Below are 14091 nucleotides of genomic sequence, written 5' to 3'. Positions count from 1 at the left end.
GGCACGCCGCCCGCGAAATCATTCGATCCGAATGCCCGCCTCCTGGCTGACCTTGCCCATCCACGCCAGATCCTCCTGGATCAAGCGCACAAACGCCTCGGAATTGGCGCTGACGGCCACCGCCGCGCCGCGATCGACCATGCGCTGCTTCACCTCGTCCTCGGCCATGACCGCGACGATGTCCTTGCGCAAGGACTCGACAATGGCCGGCGACGTGCCATGCGGTGCGGCCAGTCCGCTCCAGAACTCCATGGGCGGCACATGGGCCCCCTGCTCCTTCATCGTGGGCAGGTCCGGCATCGTGGCAGCGCGCTCGTTGGACAGCACGCACAGCGCGCGCATCTTGCCCTCCTTCACGAACGGCAGCGCGCTGGACATCACGGCGGGCACAAAGTCCAGCTCGCCCTGCATCAGGGCGGTGAGCGCGTCGGGCATGCCCTTGTAGGGGACGTGGGTGAACTCCACGCCCAGGCTGCGGCTGAGCATCGTGACCCACAGGTGCTCAAGTCCCCCGGTGCCGACGGAACCATAGTTCAGCTTGCCCGGATTTTTCTTGGCAAAGTCCAGCAGCTCGGCCAAGGACTTGAAGCGCGACTTGGCCGGCACCACGAACAGCGTCGGCGTCTTGCTGTACTGGGTGATCAGCGCCAGCGACTTCAGCAGGTCGTAGCGCTTCATGGTGGCTTGCGCCGCTGCCATGCCGATGTTGATCGAGATCAGTGTATGGCCGTCAGCCGGCGCCGAGCGCAAGCTCTGCATACCGATGACAAAGCTGCCGCCCGGCTTGTTGTCCACGATCACGGGCTGCTTGAGCCGGGGCTGCAAGGCGTTGGCAACAATGCGGGTACTGATGTCCGCCGACCCTCCGGCAGGCAAGGGCACAAGGATTTTCACCGGGCGGTTGAAGCTCACTGGCTGGGCCCAGGCCAGGCGGGGAAGCGCCTGCGCCAGCAGGGCCGAGGCGATCAGGGTGCGGCGTCGAATCGTTGCCAAGAGGTGCTCCTTTCGGTGCAGGCCCGGCCGCGCCAGGGGCGGCGTCGGCACGGGGTCTGCTTGCAATGGGGAGCAGTCTCGTCACATCGGCGGTGCCCGTCTGTCGGCGAGCCGACAAACCGGCTGCGGACAAACCATGAACACCGCCCGGCTCAATCGCAGGCCGTGGCCAGTTGCGCGAGCTGCGTCTGGTCCTTGATCTCGATGCGGCCCCGGCCGAGGCCGACGAGCCCCTGGCGTTCCAGGCGCTTGAGTTCCACGTTCAGGCTTTGCCGCGTGACGCCCAGCATGTCGGCCAGATCGGCCTGGGTCATGGCCAGCGTGGCCGAGGCCGCGCCCTGGCTCTGGCCGAGCAGCACGCGCGCCAGGCGGGCCGGCAGTGCGGCCAGGGTCTGCGCCGCCAGGGACTGGTAGCTCTTGCGGGCCCGCGCGCACAGCACGCGGATGATCTGGTCGTTCAGCTCGGGATAGGCGCGCATGGCCTGCCGCAGCGCGGCCTGCGGCACCCGCACGATCTCGCAGGCGCCGCGCGCCACCGCATCGTGGATGGCGCCGGAATCCTCCAGCACGGGGATCAGGCCGAACACCTGGCCCGGCTCCTGCCGGTTGACCACATGGCGCTTGCCCTGCGCGTTGGTGATGCTCAGCTCAAGCACCCCGCGCACCGGCACCAGCAGATGCGTCATCTGGCGCCCGCGCCAGGTGACGGTGGTGCCGTCGGCCACCTGGTCGAGGCTGGCCTGGTCCGCCAGGTAGTGCAGCGCCGCCTCGCCGCTGGCCTGCAGCCAGGGCACATGGGCCAGTGCCTTGCGGATACGGATCGATGTTTCTTGCATGAGAACGGATTCCAAGCGCAAACCCTCAATGACTGTGTCGGCCTGCCGACTGACGGCCGCAGACCGCCTTCGGATACTGCGCAGACCTTCCACTCCGAGACGAGTTTGCCGTGAATCCTGCATCCCCTTCCCTCAGCGCCTCGATGGCCGCCGGCGCGCTGCGGCGCGCCGGCGTCGACCACGTGGTCACCGTGCCCGACTGGGTGCAATTATCGCTGCACGCCCAGCTGCAGCAGGCCGGGGACATCCGCCTGCTCAACGCCTGCAACGAGAACCAGTGCGTCACCACCGCCGCCGGCCTTCAGATCGCCGGCCGCAAGCCGGTGCTGCTGATGCAGAACCAGGGCCTCTACAACTGCATCAACACGCTGCGCGCGGTCTGCCTCGACGCGCAGATTCCGCTGGTCTTCCTGGTCGGGCAGTTCGGGCGCGAGTTCAGCAACATCGGCCAGGACCCGGCGCAGTCGCGCCGCACCATGGTGCGCATCATGCAGCCGGTGCTCGACGCCCTCGACGTGCCATCCCTGGCTCTCGACTCCGATGCCGACCTGGGCCGCATCGACGAGGCCTATGCCATCGCCCAGCAGCGGCGCAGCGCCGCCGTGCTGCTCGTCGGCGCCCCCATGTCCTGGAGATAAAACACATGATGAACGTACAACAAGCCTGCCGCGTCGTCGCCCTGCAGCGCAGCGCGGATTCCCTGCTGGTCGCCACCATGGGCGCCATGCGAGCCCTCGATCTGCTGGAGGCAGACCCGGCCTACGCCGGCCCGGCCCCCAAGGCGGCGCGGCTGAGCTCGGTGCCCCTCATGGGCGGTGCCGCCTGCCTGGGCCTGGGCCTGGCGCTGGGCAGGCCCGAGCGCCCGGTGATCGTCGTCGACGGCGATGCCAGCCTGCTGATGGAGCTGGGCAGCCTGGTCACCGTGGTGCAGGCCGCACCCAGCCATTTCCTGCACCTGGTGATCAACAACGGCCACCAGTTCACCGGCCTGGCCAACCTCGACGCACCGGCCCCCGGCTTCAACTTCGCCGAAGCCGCGCGCACCGCGGGCTACCGGCACACCTTCAGCTTCGACGACGAGGCGCAATGGAGCGCGCGCTTTACCGATATCCAGAAGCTGGATGGGCCGGTCTTCGTGGAGCTGCGGGTGCAACCCGCGCCCCAACTGGCCAAGGAAGGTTTCGCGCAGACGGAAATGCCCGACCACCAGTTCCAGCGCATGGGCCTGGAAGCCCAGGCCATCCAGCAACTGCTCGGTACCGGGGTGCAATGATGGCTGACGCGGAAAGCTTCGACTACATCGTCGTCGGTGCCGGCTCATCCGGCGCTGCCGTGGCCCGCCGGCTGGCAGAGCGCCAGGGCACGCGCGTGCTGCTGCTGGAGGCGGGCGCGCCGCGCCACAAGGACTTCTGGGTGCGCACGCCGCTGGGCATCGGCAAGCTGCTGACCAACCCAGACTACGTCTGGCCCTTCCAGACCGAGCCTCAAAATCGGCTCGATGGCCAGTCCATCTACTGGCCGCGCGGCCGCATGCCAGGCGGCTCCAGCTCGGTCAACGGCATGATCTACGTGCGCGGCGAGCCGCGCGAATACGACCACTGGCGCGACCTGGGCAATCCGGGCTGGGGCTACGACGACCTGCTGCCCCACTTCAAGCGCCTGGAATCCTATCGCCATGGCAACGACGCCTTGCGCGGGCGCAACGGCCCCATCAGCGTCACCAACCTGGCCGACGATCCGCACCCGCTGGGCAAGGCCTTCGTCGCGGCCTGCGAGCAGGCCGGCATCCCGCGCACGCCGGACTACAACGGCGTTGACTACGAAGGCGTCTCCTTCCTCCAGCTCAGCACGCGCAACGCCCAGCGCTGCAGCACGGCCGTCGGCTACCTGAGCGACAACCTCCCTGCCGGACTGCACCTGCGTACCGAAGCACAGGGCTTGCGCGTGCTGTTCGAGGGCACACGCGCCGTGGGTGTGGAATACCTGCAAGGCGGACAGACCCGCCAGGCCCGGGCCCGCGCCGAGGTGATCCTGTCGGCCGGCCCGATCAAGTCGCCCCAGTTGCTGGAGCTGTCGGGCGTGGGTCAGGCCGGGCGCCTGCAGGCGCTGGGCGTGCCCGTCGTCGCCCATGCGCCCGGCGTCGGCGAAAACCTGATCGACCACCTGCAGGCCCGCATCACCTTTGCCTGCAGCCAGCGCGTCACGCTCAACGAGGTGATGCAAAGCCCCTTGCGCCAGGCGCTGATGGGCGCGCAGTACCTGCTGACCCGCCGCGGCATGATGACCACGCCCCCAGCCACGGCGCATGCGCTGGCACGCTCGGAACCCGGCCAGGACCGGCCCATGGTGAAGATCCAGATGCACCACCTGACCGGAGCGGACCGCTACTCGCGCACCAAGGGCGCCGGCATCGATCCCTTCCCCGGCTTCGGCATCGGCCTGTTCCAGCTGCGGCCGGCCTCGCGCGGCTGGGTCCATGCCAAGACCCGCTCGGCGCTCGACAACCCGGCCATGGACCCGCGCTACCTCGAAGCGCCGGAGGACGTGGACACCATGCTGTCGGCGCTGCGCCTGGCCCGCAAGGTGGTGGCGCAGCCGGCGCTGCAGTCCTTCGTCCAGCGCGAAACCCGGCCTGGCATCGACGTGCAGGACACCGACGCCCTGCTGCAATACATCCGCAGCTGCGGGCAGACCTCGTGGCACCCCATAGGCACCTGCAAGATGGGGCCCGACACCGATCCGAACGCCGTGGTGGACGCCGCCTTGCGCGTGCGCGGCACCACGGGGCTGCGCGTGGTGGACTCTTCCATCATGCCCACCATGCCCTCGTCCAACACCAATGCAGGCTCCATCATGATCGGCGAGAAAGCCGCCGAGATGATCCTGCAAGGCACCCACCACTAAGGACTTCTCCATGCCAAAGCATTCCCGGCGCTGGATGGTGATCGCATCGCTGTGCTGCGCGGCACTCACAGCCGCCGCCCCCACCACAGTGCTCGCCAGCGACGGATTTCCGTCGCGGGCTATCCGCCTCATCGTGGCCAGCAGCGCAGGCAGCGAGCCCGACATCCTGGGGCGCCTGGTCGCCCTGCACATGGGCCCCGACCTGGGCCAGCCCATCGTGGTGGACAACAAGCCGGGCGCCGGCGGCCTGATCGGCGTGGCCGCGGTGGCCGGCGCCGCTTCGGACGGCTACACCATCGGCCTCGTCCCCCAGGCGACGCTGGCCCTGTCGCCCCACCTGCTCACCAGGAAGCTGTTCGATCCGCTCACCGACATCACGCCGCTCGGGCTGCTCAGCGTCTCCGGCAACGCCTTGATGGTCGCGGCGAACTCGCCGCTGAAAACCTATGCCGACCTGGTGGCCCAGGCCAAGGCCCAGCCCGGCAAGCTGAGCTTTGGCTCCTGGGGCGAGGGCAGCGCGGGCCATGTCAGCGGCGAGATCATGAAGAAGTCCGCCGGCCTCGACATGCAGCACGTGCCCTACAAGGCCTCGAGCGAAGCCATGATGGGCATGCTGGGCGGTGAGGTCGATGCGATCTTCGGCGGCTGGGGCCAGGCCTCCACGCAGGCCAAGGCCGGCAAGATTCGCGTGCTGGCCGTCACCTCACCCCAGCGCGCCGCCATCTTTCCCGATGCGCCCACCTTCAAGGAGCTGGGCATTCCCTTCGGCCTCAACTCCTGGTATGGGCTGATAGGGCCCAGGAACCTGCCCGCGCCGGTGCTCCAGCGGCTGGAAGACAGCATGCAGAAAGCCGCCCGGCATCCCGACGTGGTGGCCAGGCTCACCGCCCTGGGCATGCAGGCCCAGTCGTCGACGGCGGCACAGCTGCGCGAGCGCCTGCGCGCCGACCATGCCATCTGGGGCAGGCAGATTGCCGAAACGGGCATTCAGCCGCGCTAGCCGCGAGGCCGCCAGCGCAGGACACAGGCGCTACGCGCCCGCAGCCTCCGCCGGCGCGTCCGCGAACTGCGCCCGCACGCGCTGGTACACGCGCCAGAACTTCGCGTCCTGCGACGAAGCGTAGTTGATGCGCATCAGCGTCGAGGGCTGGCGCCCGGCGAAGAACAGCGAGCCCGGCGCGATCAGGTAGTTCTCGTCCAGCAGGCGCTGCGCCAGCGCCTCGGTGTCCACGCCGGTGTCGACCCAGCCGAACATGCCCGCGGGCTCGGTCACGAAGCGGCAGCCGTGCTGCTGCGCCAGCTGCACGCCGCGCCGGCGCGCCTGCTCCAGGTGGCTGCGCACGCGCTCGACGTGGCGGCGCAGCTGGCCGTTCTCCAGGCAGATGGCCATGGCGCGCTCCATCAGCGCGGGCGTGGTCAGCGTGGACAGCAGCTTGGTGTCGAGCAGGCGCTCGACCAGGTCGGGCGCCGCGGCCACATAGCCCACGCGCCAGTTCGGCGCCAGGATCTTGGCGAAGCCGCTCACGTAGATGCTGCGCGCCAGGCCGTCGAGCACCGTCAGCCGCGTGCTGTGCTCGGGCGCGATGTGGCCGTAGGTGTCGTCCTCCAGCACATAGAAGCCGTGGCTCTGCGCCAGCTGCAGCACCTGGTGCGCGCTGGCCGGGTGCAGGCAGTAGCTGGTGGGGTTGTGCAGCACGCTCACGCTGACGAAGAGCTTGGGCGCGTGGGTCTCGCAGTAGCGGCGCATCACCGCCAGGTCCGGCCCGTCGGGGCCGCGCGGCACCGGCAGGATCTGCATGCCCAGCAGCGCCAGCCGCGCGAACTCCACCGACCAGCCCGGCTCCTCGACCATCACCGCGTCGCCCGCCTTCAGCAGCGTGCGGCAGACGATGTCCAGGCCGTGCGTGGCGCCCACCGTGGTCATGATCTGGCGGCTTTCCACCGGCAGGCCCAGGCCCTTGAGCCGCTCGGCCAGCGACTCGCGCAGGCGCACGTCGCCCATGGGCGTGCCGTAGTGCAGCGACAGGGCCTGCAGGTCGGCCGGCGACGAGACCACCTTGCGCAGCGCCGAGCCCATGAACTGGTTCTTCAGCCAGTCGTTGGGGAACATGCCCGCGCCCGGCTGCGGCAGCTGCGCGGCCGGGTGCATCATGCCGCGGATCAGCGAGGCGGCGTTTATGCGCGCCGAGGCCATGGGCAGCTGCAGGCTCATCGCGTCCTTGAGCGAACCTGGCGCTACCTTTTTAGAAGCTGCTGGCGCTTGCTGCATCAGCGATTGCGTGCTTTTTTGCACAAAATCGCGTACATAGAAGCCGCGCTGGCGCCGCGACTCGACCAGGCCCTGGGCCTGCAGCAGGTCGTAGGCGGCCACCACGGTGTAGGGGCTCACGCCCTGCTGCTGGGCGCAGGCGCGCACCGAGGGCAGGCGCGAGCCGGCCGGCAGCAGCCGCGAGCGTATGCGCTCGGCGAACCGCGCGGCGAGCTGTTCGGTCAGGGTCTGGTTGGCATCGCGGGTGAGCATGGCGGCCTTCTGCTTTCGCTGCTGTATTGCCATCATCACCGATACAGTTGCTCAATGTGCGGCATAAACTGTATTGGTGATGTAATGGTCATTTGCCTATATTAACTGCAGACCGTTGACACTGCCTCTATGACTGCCGTTGAACTGAGCGCCTTCCTCGTGCTCGCCACCGCGATGAGCTTCACCCCCGGCCCCAACACCACGCTGGCGGCCGCGCTCGCGGCCAACCAGGGCCTGCGGCCCGCCATGCGCTTCGTATGGGCAGTGCCGGTGGGCTGGGTGGCCCTGCTGCTGCTGTGCGCCAGCGGCGTGGGCGCGCTCGTCATGGCCGTGCCGGCGCTGCGCATCGCGCTCAAGGCCGTGGGCATCGCCTACCTGTTCTGGCTGGCTTTCAAGCTCAGCGGCAGCGGCCGGCTGGCCGACAGCCGCCACGGCACGGGCCTGGTCGGCTTCTGGCAGGGCGTGGGCCTGCAGTTCGTCAACATCAAGGCCTGGCTGCTGGCGCTGACCATCGTGGCCGGCTGGATCGCCGGGCAGGACAACGTGGCCGCGCGGCTGGCCATCGTGGTGCCAGCCATGGCGGCCTATGCCTTCGCCAGCAACTTCGCCTACGCCTCGATCGGCGCGCTGCTGCGCCGCTGGCTGTCCGAAGGACGGCGCCTGCTGTGGTTCAACCGCGTGATGGCAGCATTTCTGATGCTGACGGCACTGTGGATGATGCGGGCCTAGCGCGCCGGCGGCTAAGAACGTGTTTACGATCTTTTCGGGGTCGCGCCAGCGCCTTTGCGGGATGGGATGCAAGGCGCAGTACCACAGCCATAGCGGTGCTATGGCGAGGATCTGCAACGCCGCAGACCGCCCGCAAAGACACTGGCCCGAAGGGTTGGGCCGCCATCGAGCGATTGCTTCGCGCTGCGCCTGGCATGCACACGAGTGCATTGCCAGCCACATCGACTCGCACTCATCCCGATGGCGACCCAACGCGATCCCCGAAAAGATCGTAAACACGTTCTAGGATCGATAATCGCAGATTACGCATAGCAACATGCACCCACACACCCAAGCCAAGAGGAAGCAATGAACCACTGGAACCTGGCCCAACGCGCCGCCACCATGAACCCGTCGGTGATCCGCGAGATCCTGAAAGTCACCGAGAAGCCCGGCATCATCAGCCTGGCGGGCGGCCTGCCCTCGCCCAAGACGTTCCCGATCGACGCGTTCCAGGAAGCCGCGGCCAAGGTTCTGTCGCAGGACGGCAGCGCCGCGCTGCAGTACGCCGCCAGCGAAGGCTACGGCCCGCTGCGCGAGGCCATCGCCAACTTCCTGCCCTGGGACGTCAGCCCCGACCAGGTCCTCATCACCACCGGCTCGCAGCAGGGGCTGGACCTGGCCGGCAAGATCCTGCTCGACGAAGGCAGCCGCCTGCTCGTGGAGACGCCCACCTACCTGGGCGCGCTGCAGGCCTTCTCGCCCAACCAGCCGCGCGTGGCCAGCGTGGACAGCGATGACGGCGGCGTGGTCGTGGACGACCTGGACCGCAAGGTCGGCGAAGGCGCCGACAAGGCCCGCTTCATCTACCTGCTGCCCAACTTCCAGAACCCCACCGGCCGCACCATGGACGACGCCCGCCGCCAGGCCGTGAGCGAGCGCGCCGCCGCGCTGGGCCTGCCGATCATCGAGGACAACCCCTACGGCGACCTGTGGTACGACGAGGAACCCGCCCGCCCGCTGACCGCGCGCAACCCCGACGGCGGCCTGTACCTGGGCTCGTTCTCCAAGGTGCTGGCCCCCGGCCTGCGCCTGGGCTACATCGTCGCGCCCAAGCACATCTACCCCAAGCTGCTGCAGGCCAAGCAGGCGGCCGACCTGCACACCCCGAGCTTCAACCAGCGCATGGTGTCCGAGGTGCTGAAGGACGGCTTCCTCGACCGCCACGTGCCGACCATCCGCGCGCTGTACAAGAAGCAGCGCGACGCGATGCTGGCCGCGCTGGACAAGCACTTCGCCGGCATGGACGTGCACTGGACCAAGCCCGTCGGCGGCATGTTCCTGTGGCTGCGCATGCCCGAGGGCATCGACACCGTGAAGATGCTGCCCGCCGCCGTCGAGCGCAACGTGGCCTATGTGCCCGGCTCCGCCTTCTACGCCAGCAACCCCGACGCCCGCACCATGCGCCTGTCGTACGTGACCGCATCCGAGCAGCAGATCGAGACCGCGATCGCCGCGCTGGCCGCCACCGTGCGCGAGCAGCTGGGCCAGAAGTAAAAACCGGCGCCAGCGCTTGCCCAGCAAGCGCCAGGCGCTATCGAAACGCTCCACCGCCCGCGGGGCGCTGGGGCGTTTTTTTTCTTGCATCGAGGAATCGCTATGTTGACCATCTGGGGACGTTTGTCGTCGATCAATGTGCGCAAGGTCGTGTGGTGCGCGCAGGAGCTGGGCCTGGAATTCGAGCGCATCGAGGCCGGCGGCGCCTTCGGCGGCACGCGCACGGACGACTACCTGGCGCTGAACCCCAACGCGCTGGTGCCGGCCATCCGCGACGGCGAAGGCCCGTTCGAGGTGCAGCTGTGGGAGTCGAACGTCATCGTGCGCTACTTGTGCGCGCGCTACTCGCCCGGCCAGTTCTACCCCGCGCCGCTGGCCACGCGCTTCGATGCCGAGCGCTGGATGGACTGGCAGCAGACCACGCTGAACCCCGCCGGCCGCGACGCCTTTTTGCAGCTGGTGCGCACCGCGCCCGAGCAGCGCGACGCCGAGCGCCTCGCCGCCTCGGTGGCCGCCACCGAGCCGCTGCTGGCCCTGCTCGACGCCCACCTGGCGGACCGCGCCTTCGTGCAGGGCGATGCCTTCGGCATGGCCGACATTCCGCTGGCCTGCGAGGCGCACCGCTGGTTCGGCCTGCCCGCCGCGCACTACCGGCGCCCGCACTGGCCCCACCTGGAGCGCTGGTTCGCCAGCCTGCAGGCCCGGCCCGCCGCGCGTGGCATCCTCGACATGGTTTTGAGCTGAAATGCCTTCCAGCGCTTGATGGACAAGCGCAAAAAGCTATTAATTAAATAGCAAATCAAGGAACCCCCATGCGCCAGCGCCGCTATATGCAGCTCGATGTGTTCTCGTCCACGCCCTACCAGGGCAATCCGCTGGCCGTGGTGCTCGACGGCGAGGGGCTCCGCGACGCGCAGATGCAGGACTTCGCCCGCTGGACCAACCTGTCGGAAACCACCTTTTTGCTGCCGGCCACCAGCGGCGAGGCCGACTACCGCGTGCGCATCTTCACCCCGGTGGGCGAGCTGGCCTTTGCCGGCCATCCCACGCTGGGCAGCTGCCACGCCTGGCTGGCGGCGGGCGGCCAGCCGCGCCGCGCCGATGGGGTGGTGCAGGAGTGCGCCAAGGGCCTGGTCAGCGTGCAACGCCAGGGCCCGCAACTCAGCTTTGCCGCGCCGCCGCTGGCGCGCGAGGCCGTGCCCGCCACGCTGCAGGCCCAGGTGATGCAGGCGCTGGAGCTGCCCGCCGAGCAGTTGCTGGCCGCGCAGTGGCTGGACAACGGCTCGCGCTGGATGGGCCTGCTGCTGCGCGAGGTGCAGTCCGTGCACGCGGCCCGGCCGCAGGCCGCCGCGCTGCGGGTGCTGGGCGCCAAGGCTGGGCTGTGCGCGCTGCACCCGCCGGGCGACCAGCCCGAGCCGGTGCTGGAGGTGCGCGGCATCTTCCTCACGCCGCACGGCATCGCCGAAGACCCGGCCACCGGCAGCCTGAATGCCAGCCTCGCCCAGTGGCTGCTGCAGGACGGCCATGTGCAAACGCCCTACCTCGCCCGGCAGGGCGCCGACATAGGCCGCGCCGGCCGGCTGGGGCTGGGCCGCGATGCGGCCGGCCAGGTCTGGGTCGGCGGCAGCGTCCACGGCTGCATCGACGGCACGGTCACGCTGTAAACCTTCTTTTGTTCAGGAGCCCTCTTCCATGCGCCCACGCCGCTTCATGCAGCTCGATGTGTTCTCCCCCACGCCCTACCAGGGCAACCCGCTGGCCGTGGTGCTCGACGGCGAGGGTCTCAGCGACGCCCAGATGCAGGACTTCGCCCACTGGACCAACCTGTCGGAAACCACCTTCCTGCTGCCGCCCACCACGCCCGAGGCCGACTACCGCGTGCGCATCTTCACGCCCAGCAACGAGCTGCCCTTTGCCGGCCACCCCACGCTGGGCAGCTGCCAGGCCTGGCTGGCGGCGGGCGGCCAGCCGGCCCAGGCCGGCCGCGTGGTGCAGGAATGCGCCAAGGGCCTGGTCGCGCTGCAGCCGCTGGCCACCGACCGCACCGTCTGGAGCTTTGCCGCTCCCAGCACCCGGCGCCAGCCTATCAGCGAGGCACAGCTGCTGCCCGTGCTACAGGCGCTGCAGCTGCCGCGCGAGGCCGTGCTGGCCTGCCAGCAGCTGGACAACGGCCCCAACTTCTGGGCACTGCTGCTACGCGATGCCGACAGCGTGTTCGCCGCGCAGCCAGACTTTGCCGCGCTGTACGCGATGCAGGTCGAGGTGGGCCTCGCCGCCCTGTACCCACGGCAGGACGCGGCGCCGGGCCTGATCGCCCGCTCCAGCCGCGAGGCCCGGGCCTTTGCGCAATCGTCCACCGCCGAGGCCGCCGAGCCCGACATCGAGGTGCGCGCCTTCTTCAACGCCACCACCACGGCCTGCGAAGACCCGATCACCGGCAGCTTCAACGCCAGCCTGGCGCAGTGGCTGATTGACGCAGGCCACATCCAGGCGCCCTACCTCGCCAGCCAGGGCGTGGCGCTGGGGCGCCAGGGCCTGGTACACATCGAGCAGGACGCCGCGGGCCAGGTCTGGGTCGGCGGCCAGGTGTCGCTGTGCGTGCAAGGCACGGTGCAGCTGTGAGGCTGCCAACTTTCAGGAGCAAATCGCCATGTTCACCCCGCAGGAATTGATGGTCTTCGCGCTGGCCGCGCTGGTGCTGGTGCTCACCCCCGGCCCCAACATGGTCTACTGCGTCTCGCGCAGCCTGACCCAGGGCCCGCGCGCCGGGCTGCTGTCGCTGGCCGGCGTGGTGCTGAGCTTCGGCGTGCACCTGATGGCGGCCTCGCTGGGCCTCACGGCGCTGCTGGCCGCCGTGCCGCTGGCCTTCGACGCCATCCGCATCGCGGGCGCCGCCTACCTGCTGTGGATGGCCTGGCAGGCGGTGCGGCCCGGCGGCCGCGCGCCGTTCGAGGCCCGCGACCTGCCGCACGACCCGCCGCGGCGGCTGTTCGCCATGGGCTTCATGACGAACCTGCTCAACCCCAAGGTCGCCATGTTCTACCTGTCGTTCTTCCCGCAGTTCCTGCACCCCGAGCGCGGCTCGTGGCTGCTGCAGAACCTGACGCTGGGCGCGGTGCAGATCACGACCAGCGCCGTGGTCAACGCGCTGCTCGTCCTCTTCGCGGCCCGCGTGGCCGTGTTCCTCAACCGCAGCCGGGCCTGGATGCGCGTGCAACGCTACCTGATGGGCAGCGTGCTCAGCCTGCTCGCCGTCAAGATGCTGTTCACCGGCCACAAGACCTCACCATGACCGCCAGCCTGCCTTCCCACGCCGACATCGAAGCCGCCGCGCACACCGTCTACCAGGACTTCGCCGCCACGCCCCAATACCGCTGGGGCCTGCTGAGCGAGCGCCTGGGCGCCGAGTGCTGGCTCAAGCACGAGAACCACACGCCCGTGGGCGCCTTCAAGATCCGCGGCGGGCTGACCTATTTCGCGCAGCTCGCGGCCCGCAACGCGCTGCCGCAGGAAGTGGTCAGCGCCACGCGCGGCAACCACGGCCAGAGCATCGCCTGGGCCGCGCGCCGCCACGGCGTGCGCTGCACCATCGTCGTGCCGCACGGCAACTCGGTCGAGAAGAACGCCGCCATGCGCGCGCTGGGCGCGAACCTGATCGAGCACGGCGACGACTTCCAGGCCGCGCGCGAACACGCCATCGCCCTGGCCGCCGAGCGCGGCGCACACATGGTGCCCAGCTACCACACCGACCTGGTGCGCGGCGTGGCCACGTACTGGTGGGAATTCCTGCGCGCCGTGCCGCGCATGGACGTGGCCTACGTGCCCATAGGCATGGGCTCGGGCGCCTGCGCGGCCATCGCGGCCAAGCTGGCGCTACAGCACCCGGTGCGCATCGTCGGCGTGGTGAGCAGCCACGCCACCACCTACCGCGACTCGCTGGCCGCCGGCCGCGTGGTGGAGGCACCGGTCAGCACCCGCATCGCCGACGGCCTGGCCGTGCGCCAGGCCGATGCCGGCGCGCTCGCGGTGCTGCAGCAGCACCTGGACCGCATCGTCACCGTCGACGACGCCGCCATCGGCGAGGCCATGCGCCTGCTGTTCACCGACACCCACAACACCGCCGAAGGCGCCGGCGCCGCAGCCCTTGCCGCCGCGCTGCAGGACCGCGCCACGCTGCGCGGCCAGGTCGTCGGCCTGCCCCTGACCGGCGGCAACGTGGACGCCGACGCCTTCGCCCGCGTGCTGCAGGGCGGCGATCACTGATCACCTGCCTCCCCCAAACCAGGCCGAGCGAAGCGACGGCCCGGGTTGCTTGCCCACCCCTTCTGCCTGCGCCTGTGGCGTGGCGTTTGCGGGGTGGGCATGCGCGTCGGAGCGCGCATGCTTCGTGAACTGACTCGCCGGGGATGTTCGAACGGAGCGCCTTTGGCGCGCAGTGAGTTCCACGGCGCACCCCGCAAACGCCACGCCACAGGTTGCCCCAACGCAAGGCGTTGGGGTCGCAGACAGTCGGGGCGTGTTCTTTGCCTACTTTCTTGCACGCGCAAGAAAGTAGGTCGGCCGCCGGGGCGA

General features: G+C 69.5%; 14 protein-coding genes. 11 read left to right on the top strand and 3 right to left on the bottom strand.

All coding sequences use genetic code 11. The annotated features are described in order from the left end of the window. Positions 1-18: 18 nt before the first annotated feature. A complete protein-coding gene (locus tag ACYVKR_RS05300) occupies positions 19-993 on the bottom strand; it encodes a Bug family tripartite tricarboxylate transporter substrate binding protein (protein ID WP_460479760.1) in 975 nt (324 codons plus the stop codon). Between the two features lie 152 nt (positions 994-1145). Then, a complete protein-coding gene (locus ACYVKR_RS05295) occupies positions 1146-1829 on the bottom strand; it encodes a Crp/Fnr family transcriptional regulator (protein WP_460479759.1) in 684 nt (227 codons plus the stop codon). A gap of 110 nt (positions 1830-1939) precedes the next feature. Between ACYVKR_RS05295 and ACYVKR_RS05290 the strand changes: the two genes are divergently transcribed. The 4 genes from ACYVKR_RS05290 to ACYVKR_RS05275 are packed head-to-tail and all read left to right on the top strand — an operon-like array spanning position 1940 to position 5733. Beyond that, the gene (locus ACYVKR_RS05290) at positions 1940-2467 is read left to right on the top strand and encodes a thiamine pyrophosphate-binding protein (protein ID WP_460479758.1); all 528 of its coding nucleotides are present in this window, start codon (positions 1940-1942) and stop codon (positions 2465-2467) included. Positions 2468-2475: 8 nt separating this feature from the next. Then, positions 2476-3102, top strand: a complete 627-nt coding sequence (locus ACYVKR_RS05285; RefSeq protein WP_460479757.1) for a thiamine pyrophosphate-dependent enzyme — start codon at positions 2476-2478, stop codon at positions 3100-3102. After that, complete coding sequence (locus ACYVKR_RS05280; protein WP_460479756.1) at positions 3102-4733, top strand: GMC family oxidoreductase; 1632 nt, start codon at positions 3102-3104, stop codon at positions 4731-4733. The genes ACYVKR_RS05285 and ACYVKR_RS05280 overlap by 1 nt, the downstream gene beginning before the upstream one ends. Positions 4734-4743: 10 nt before the next feature. Then, positions 4744-5733 carry a Bug family tripartite tricarboxylate transporter substrate binding protein gene (locus ACYVKR_RS05275; protein ID WP_460479755.1) on the top strand — a complete coding sequence of 330 codons (990 nt, stop codon included), beginning with the start codon at positions 4744-4746 and terminating at the stop codon, positions 5731-5733. A gap of 30 nt (positions 5734-5763) precedes the next feature. On the opposite strand, the gene ACYVKR_RS05270 is transcribed toward ACYVKR_RS05275, so the two are convergent. Continuing rightward, a complete protein-coding gene (locus ACYVKR_RS05270; protein ID WP_460479754.1) occupies positions 5764-7254 on the bottom strand; it encodes an aminotransferase-like domain-containing protein in 1491 nt (496 codons plus the stop codon). A 129-nt stretch (positions 7255-7383) separates the two neighbouring features. Here ACYVKR_RS05270 and ACYVKR_RS05265 point away from each other — a divergent pair, with 129 nt between their 5' ends. The 7 genes from ACYVKR_RS05265 (at position 7384) to ACYVKR_RS05235 (ending at position 13782) form a co-directional block, all read left to right on the top strand. Further along, complete coding sequence (locus tag ACYVKR_RS05265) at positions 7384-7983, top strand: LysE family translocator (RefSeq protein WP_460479753.1); 600 nt, start codon at positions 7384-7386, stop codon at positions 7981-7983. A 348-nt stretch (positions 7984-8331) separates the two neighbouring features. Further along, positions 8332-9519, top strand: coding sequence for an aminotransferase-like domain-containing protein (locus ACYVKR_RS05260; RefSeq protein ID WP_460479752.1), 1188 nt, complete (start codon positions 8332-8334; stop codon positions 9517-9519). 102 nt (positions 9520-9621) lie between these two features. Next, positions 9622-10263 (top strand): glutathione S-transferase, encoded by a 642-nt coding sequence (locus ACYVKR_RS05255; protein WP_460479751.1) that lies wholly within the window; start codon positions 9622-9624, stop codon positions 10261-10263. 68 nt (positions 10264-10331) lie between these two features. Next, the gene (locus tag ACYVKR_RS05250; RefSeq protein ID WP_460479750.1) at positions 10332-11183 is read left to right on the top strand and encodes a PhzF family phenazine biosynthesis protein; all 852 of its coding nucleotides are present in this window, start codon (positions 10332-10334) and stop codon (positions 11181-11183) included. A 28-nt stretch (positions 11184-11211) separates the two neighbouring features. Further along, a complete protein-coding gene (locus tag ACYVKR_RS05245; protein ID WP_460479749.1) occupies positions 11212-12141 on the top strand; it encodes a PhzF family phenazine biosynthesis protein in 930 nt (309 codons plus the stop codon). 28 nt (positions 12142-12169) lie between these two features. Further along, positions 12170-12811 (top strand): LysE family translocator, encoded by a 642-nt coding sequence (locus tag ACYVKR_RS05240; protein WP_460479748.1) that lies wholly within the window; start codon positions 12170-12172, stop codon positions 12809-12811. After that, on the top strand, positions 12808-13782 hold the full coding sequence (locus ACYVKR_RS05235) for a threonine/serine dehydratase (RefSeq protein ID WP_460479747.1): 975 nt from the start codon (positions 12808-12810) through the stop codon (positions 13780-13782). The genes ACYVKR_RS05240 and ACYVKR_RS05235 overlap by 4 nt, the downstream gene beginning before the upstream one ends. Positions 13783-14091 lie beyond the last annotated feature (309 nt).

Source organism: Comamonas humi (assembly GCF_054782535.1).
This window is presented reverse-complemented; position numbering and strand designations above follow the sequence as displayed.

Excerpts from the sequence above, each read along its gene's own strand:
- ACYVKR_RS05240 (WP_460479748.1), top strand. The coding sequence starts at position 12,170 with ATGTTCACCCCGCAGGAATTGATGGTCTTCGCGCTGGCCGCGCTGGTG.
- ACYVKR_RS05295 (WP_460479759.1), bottom strand. The coding sequence starts at position 1,829 with ATGCAAGAAACATCGATCCGTATCCGCAAGGCACTGGCCCATGTGCCC.
- ACYVKR_RS05275 (WP_460479755.1), top strand. The coding sequence starts at position 4,744 with ATGCCAAAGCATTCCCGGCGCTGGATGGTGATCGCATCGCTGTGCTGC.
- ACYVKR_RS05270 (WP_460479754.1), bottom strand. The coding sequence starts at position 7,254 with ATGCTCACCCGCGATGCCAACCAGACCCTGACCGAACAGCTCGCCGCG.
- ACYVKR_RS05280 (WP_460479756.1), top strand. The coding sequence starts at position 3,102 with ATGGCTGACGCGGAAAGCTTCGACTACATCGTCGTCGGTGCCGGCTCA.
- ACYVKR_RS05255 (WP_460479751.1), top strand. The coding sequence starts at position 9,622 with ATGTTGACCATCTGGGGACGTTTGTCGTCGATCAATGTGCGCAAGGTC.
- ACYVKR_RS05265 (WP_460479753.1), top strand. The coding sequence starts at position 7,384 with ATGACTGCCGTTGAACTGAGCGCCTTCCTCGTGCTCGCCACCGCGATG.
- ACYVKR_RS05250 (WP_460479750.1), top strand. The coding sequence starts at position 10,332 with ATGCGCCAGCGCCGCTATATGCAGCTCGATGTGTTCTCGTCCACGCCC.
- ACYVKR_RS05260 (WP_460479752.1), top strand. The coding sequence starts at position 8,332 with ATGAACCACTGGAACCTGGCCCAACGCGCCGCCACCATGAACCCGTCG.
- ACYVKR_RS05285 (WP_460479757.1), top strand. The coding sequence starts at position 2,476 with ATGAACGTACAACAAGCCTGCCGCGTCGTCGCCCTGCAGCGCAGCGCG.
- ACYVKR_RS05235 (WP_460479747.1), top strand. The coding sequence starts at position 12,808 with ATGACCGCCAGCCTGCCTTCCCACGCCGACATCGAAGCCGCCGCGCAC.
- ACYVKR_RS05245 (WP_460479749.1), top strand. The coding sequence starts at position 11,212 with ATGCGCCCACGCCGCTTCATGCAGCTCGATGTGTTCTCCCCCACGCCC.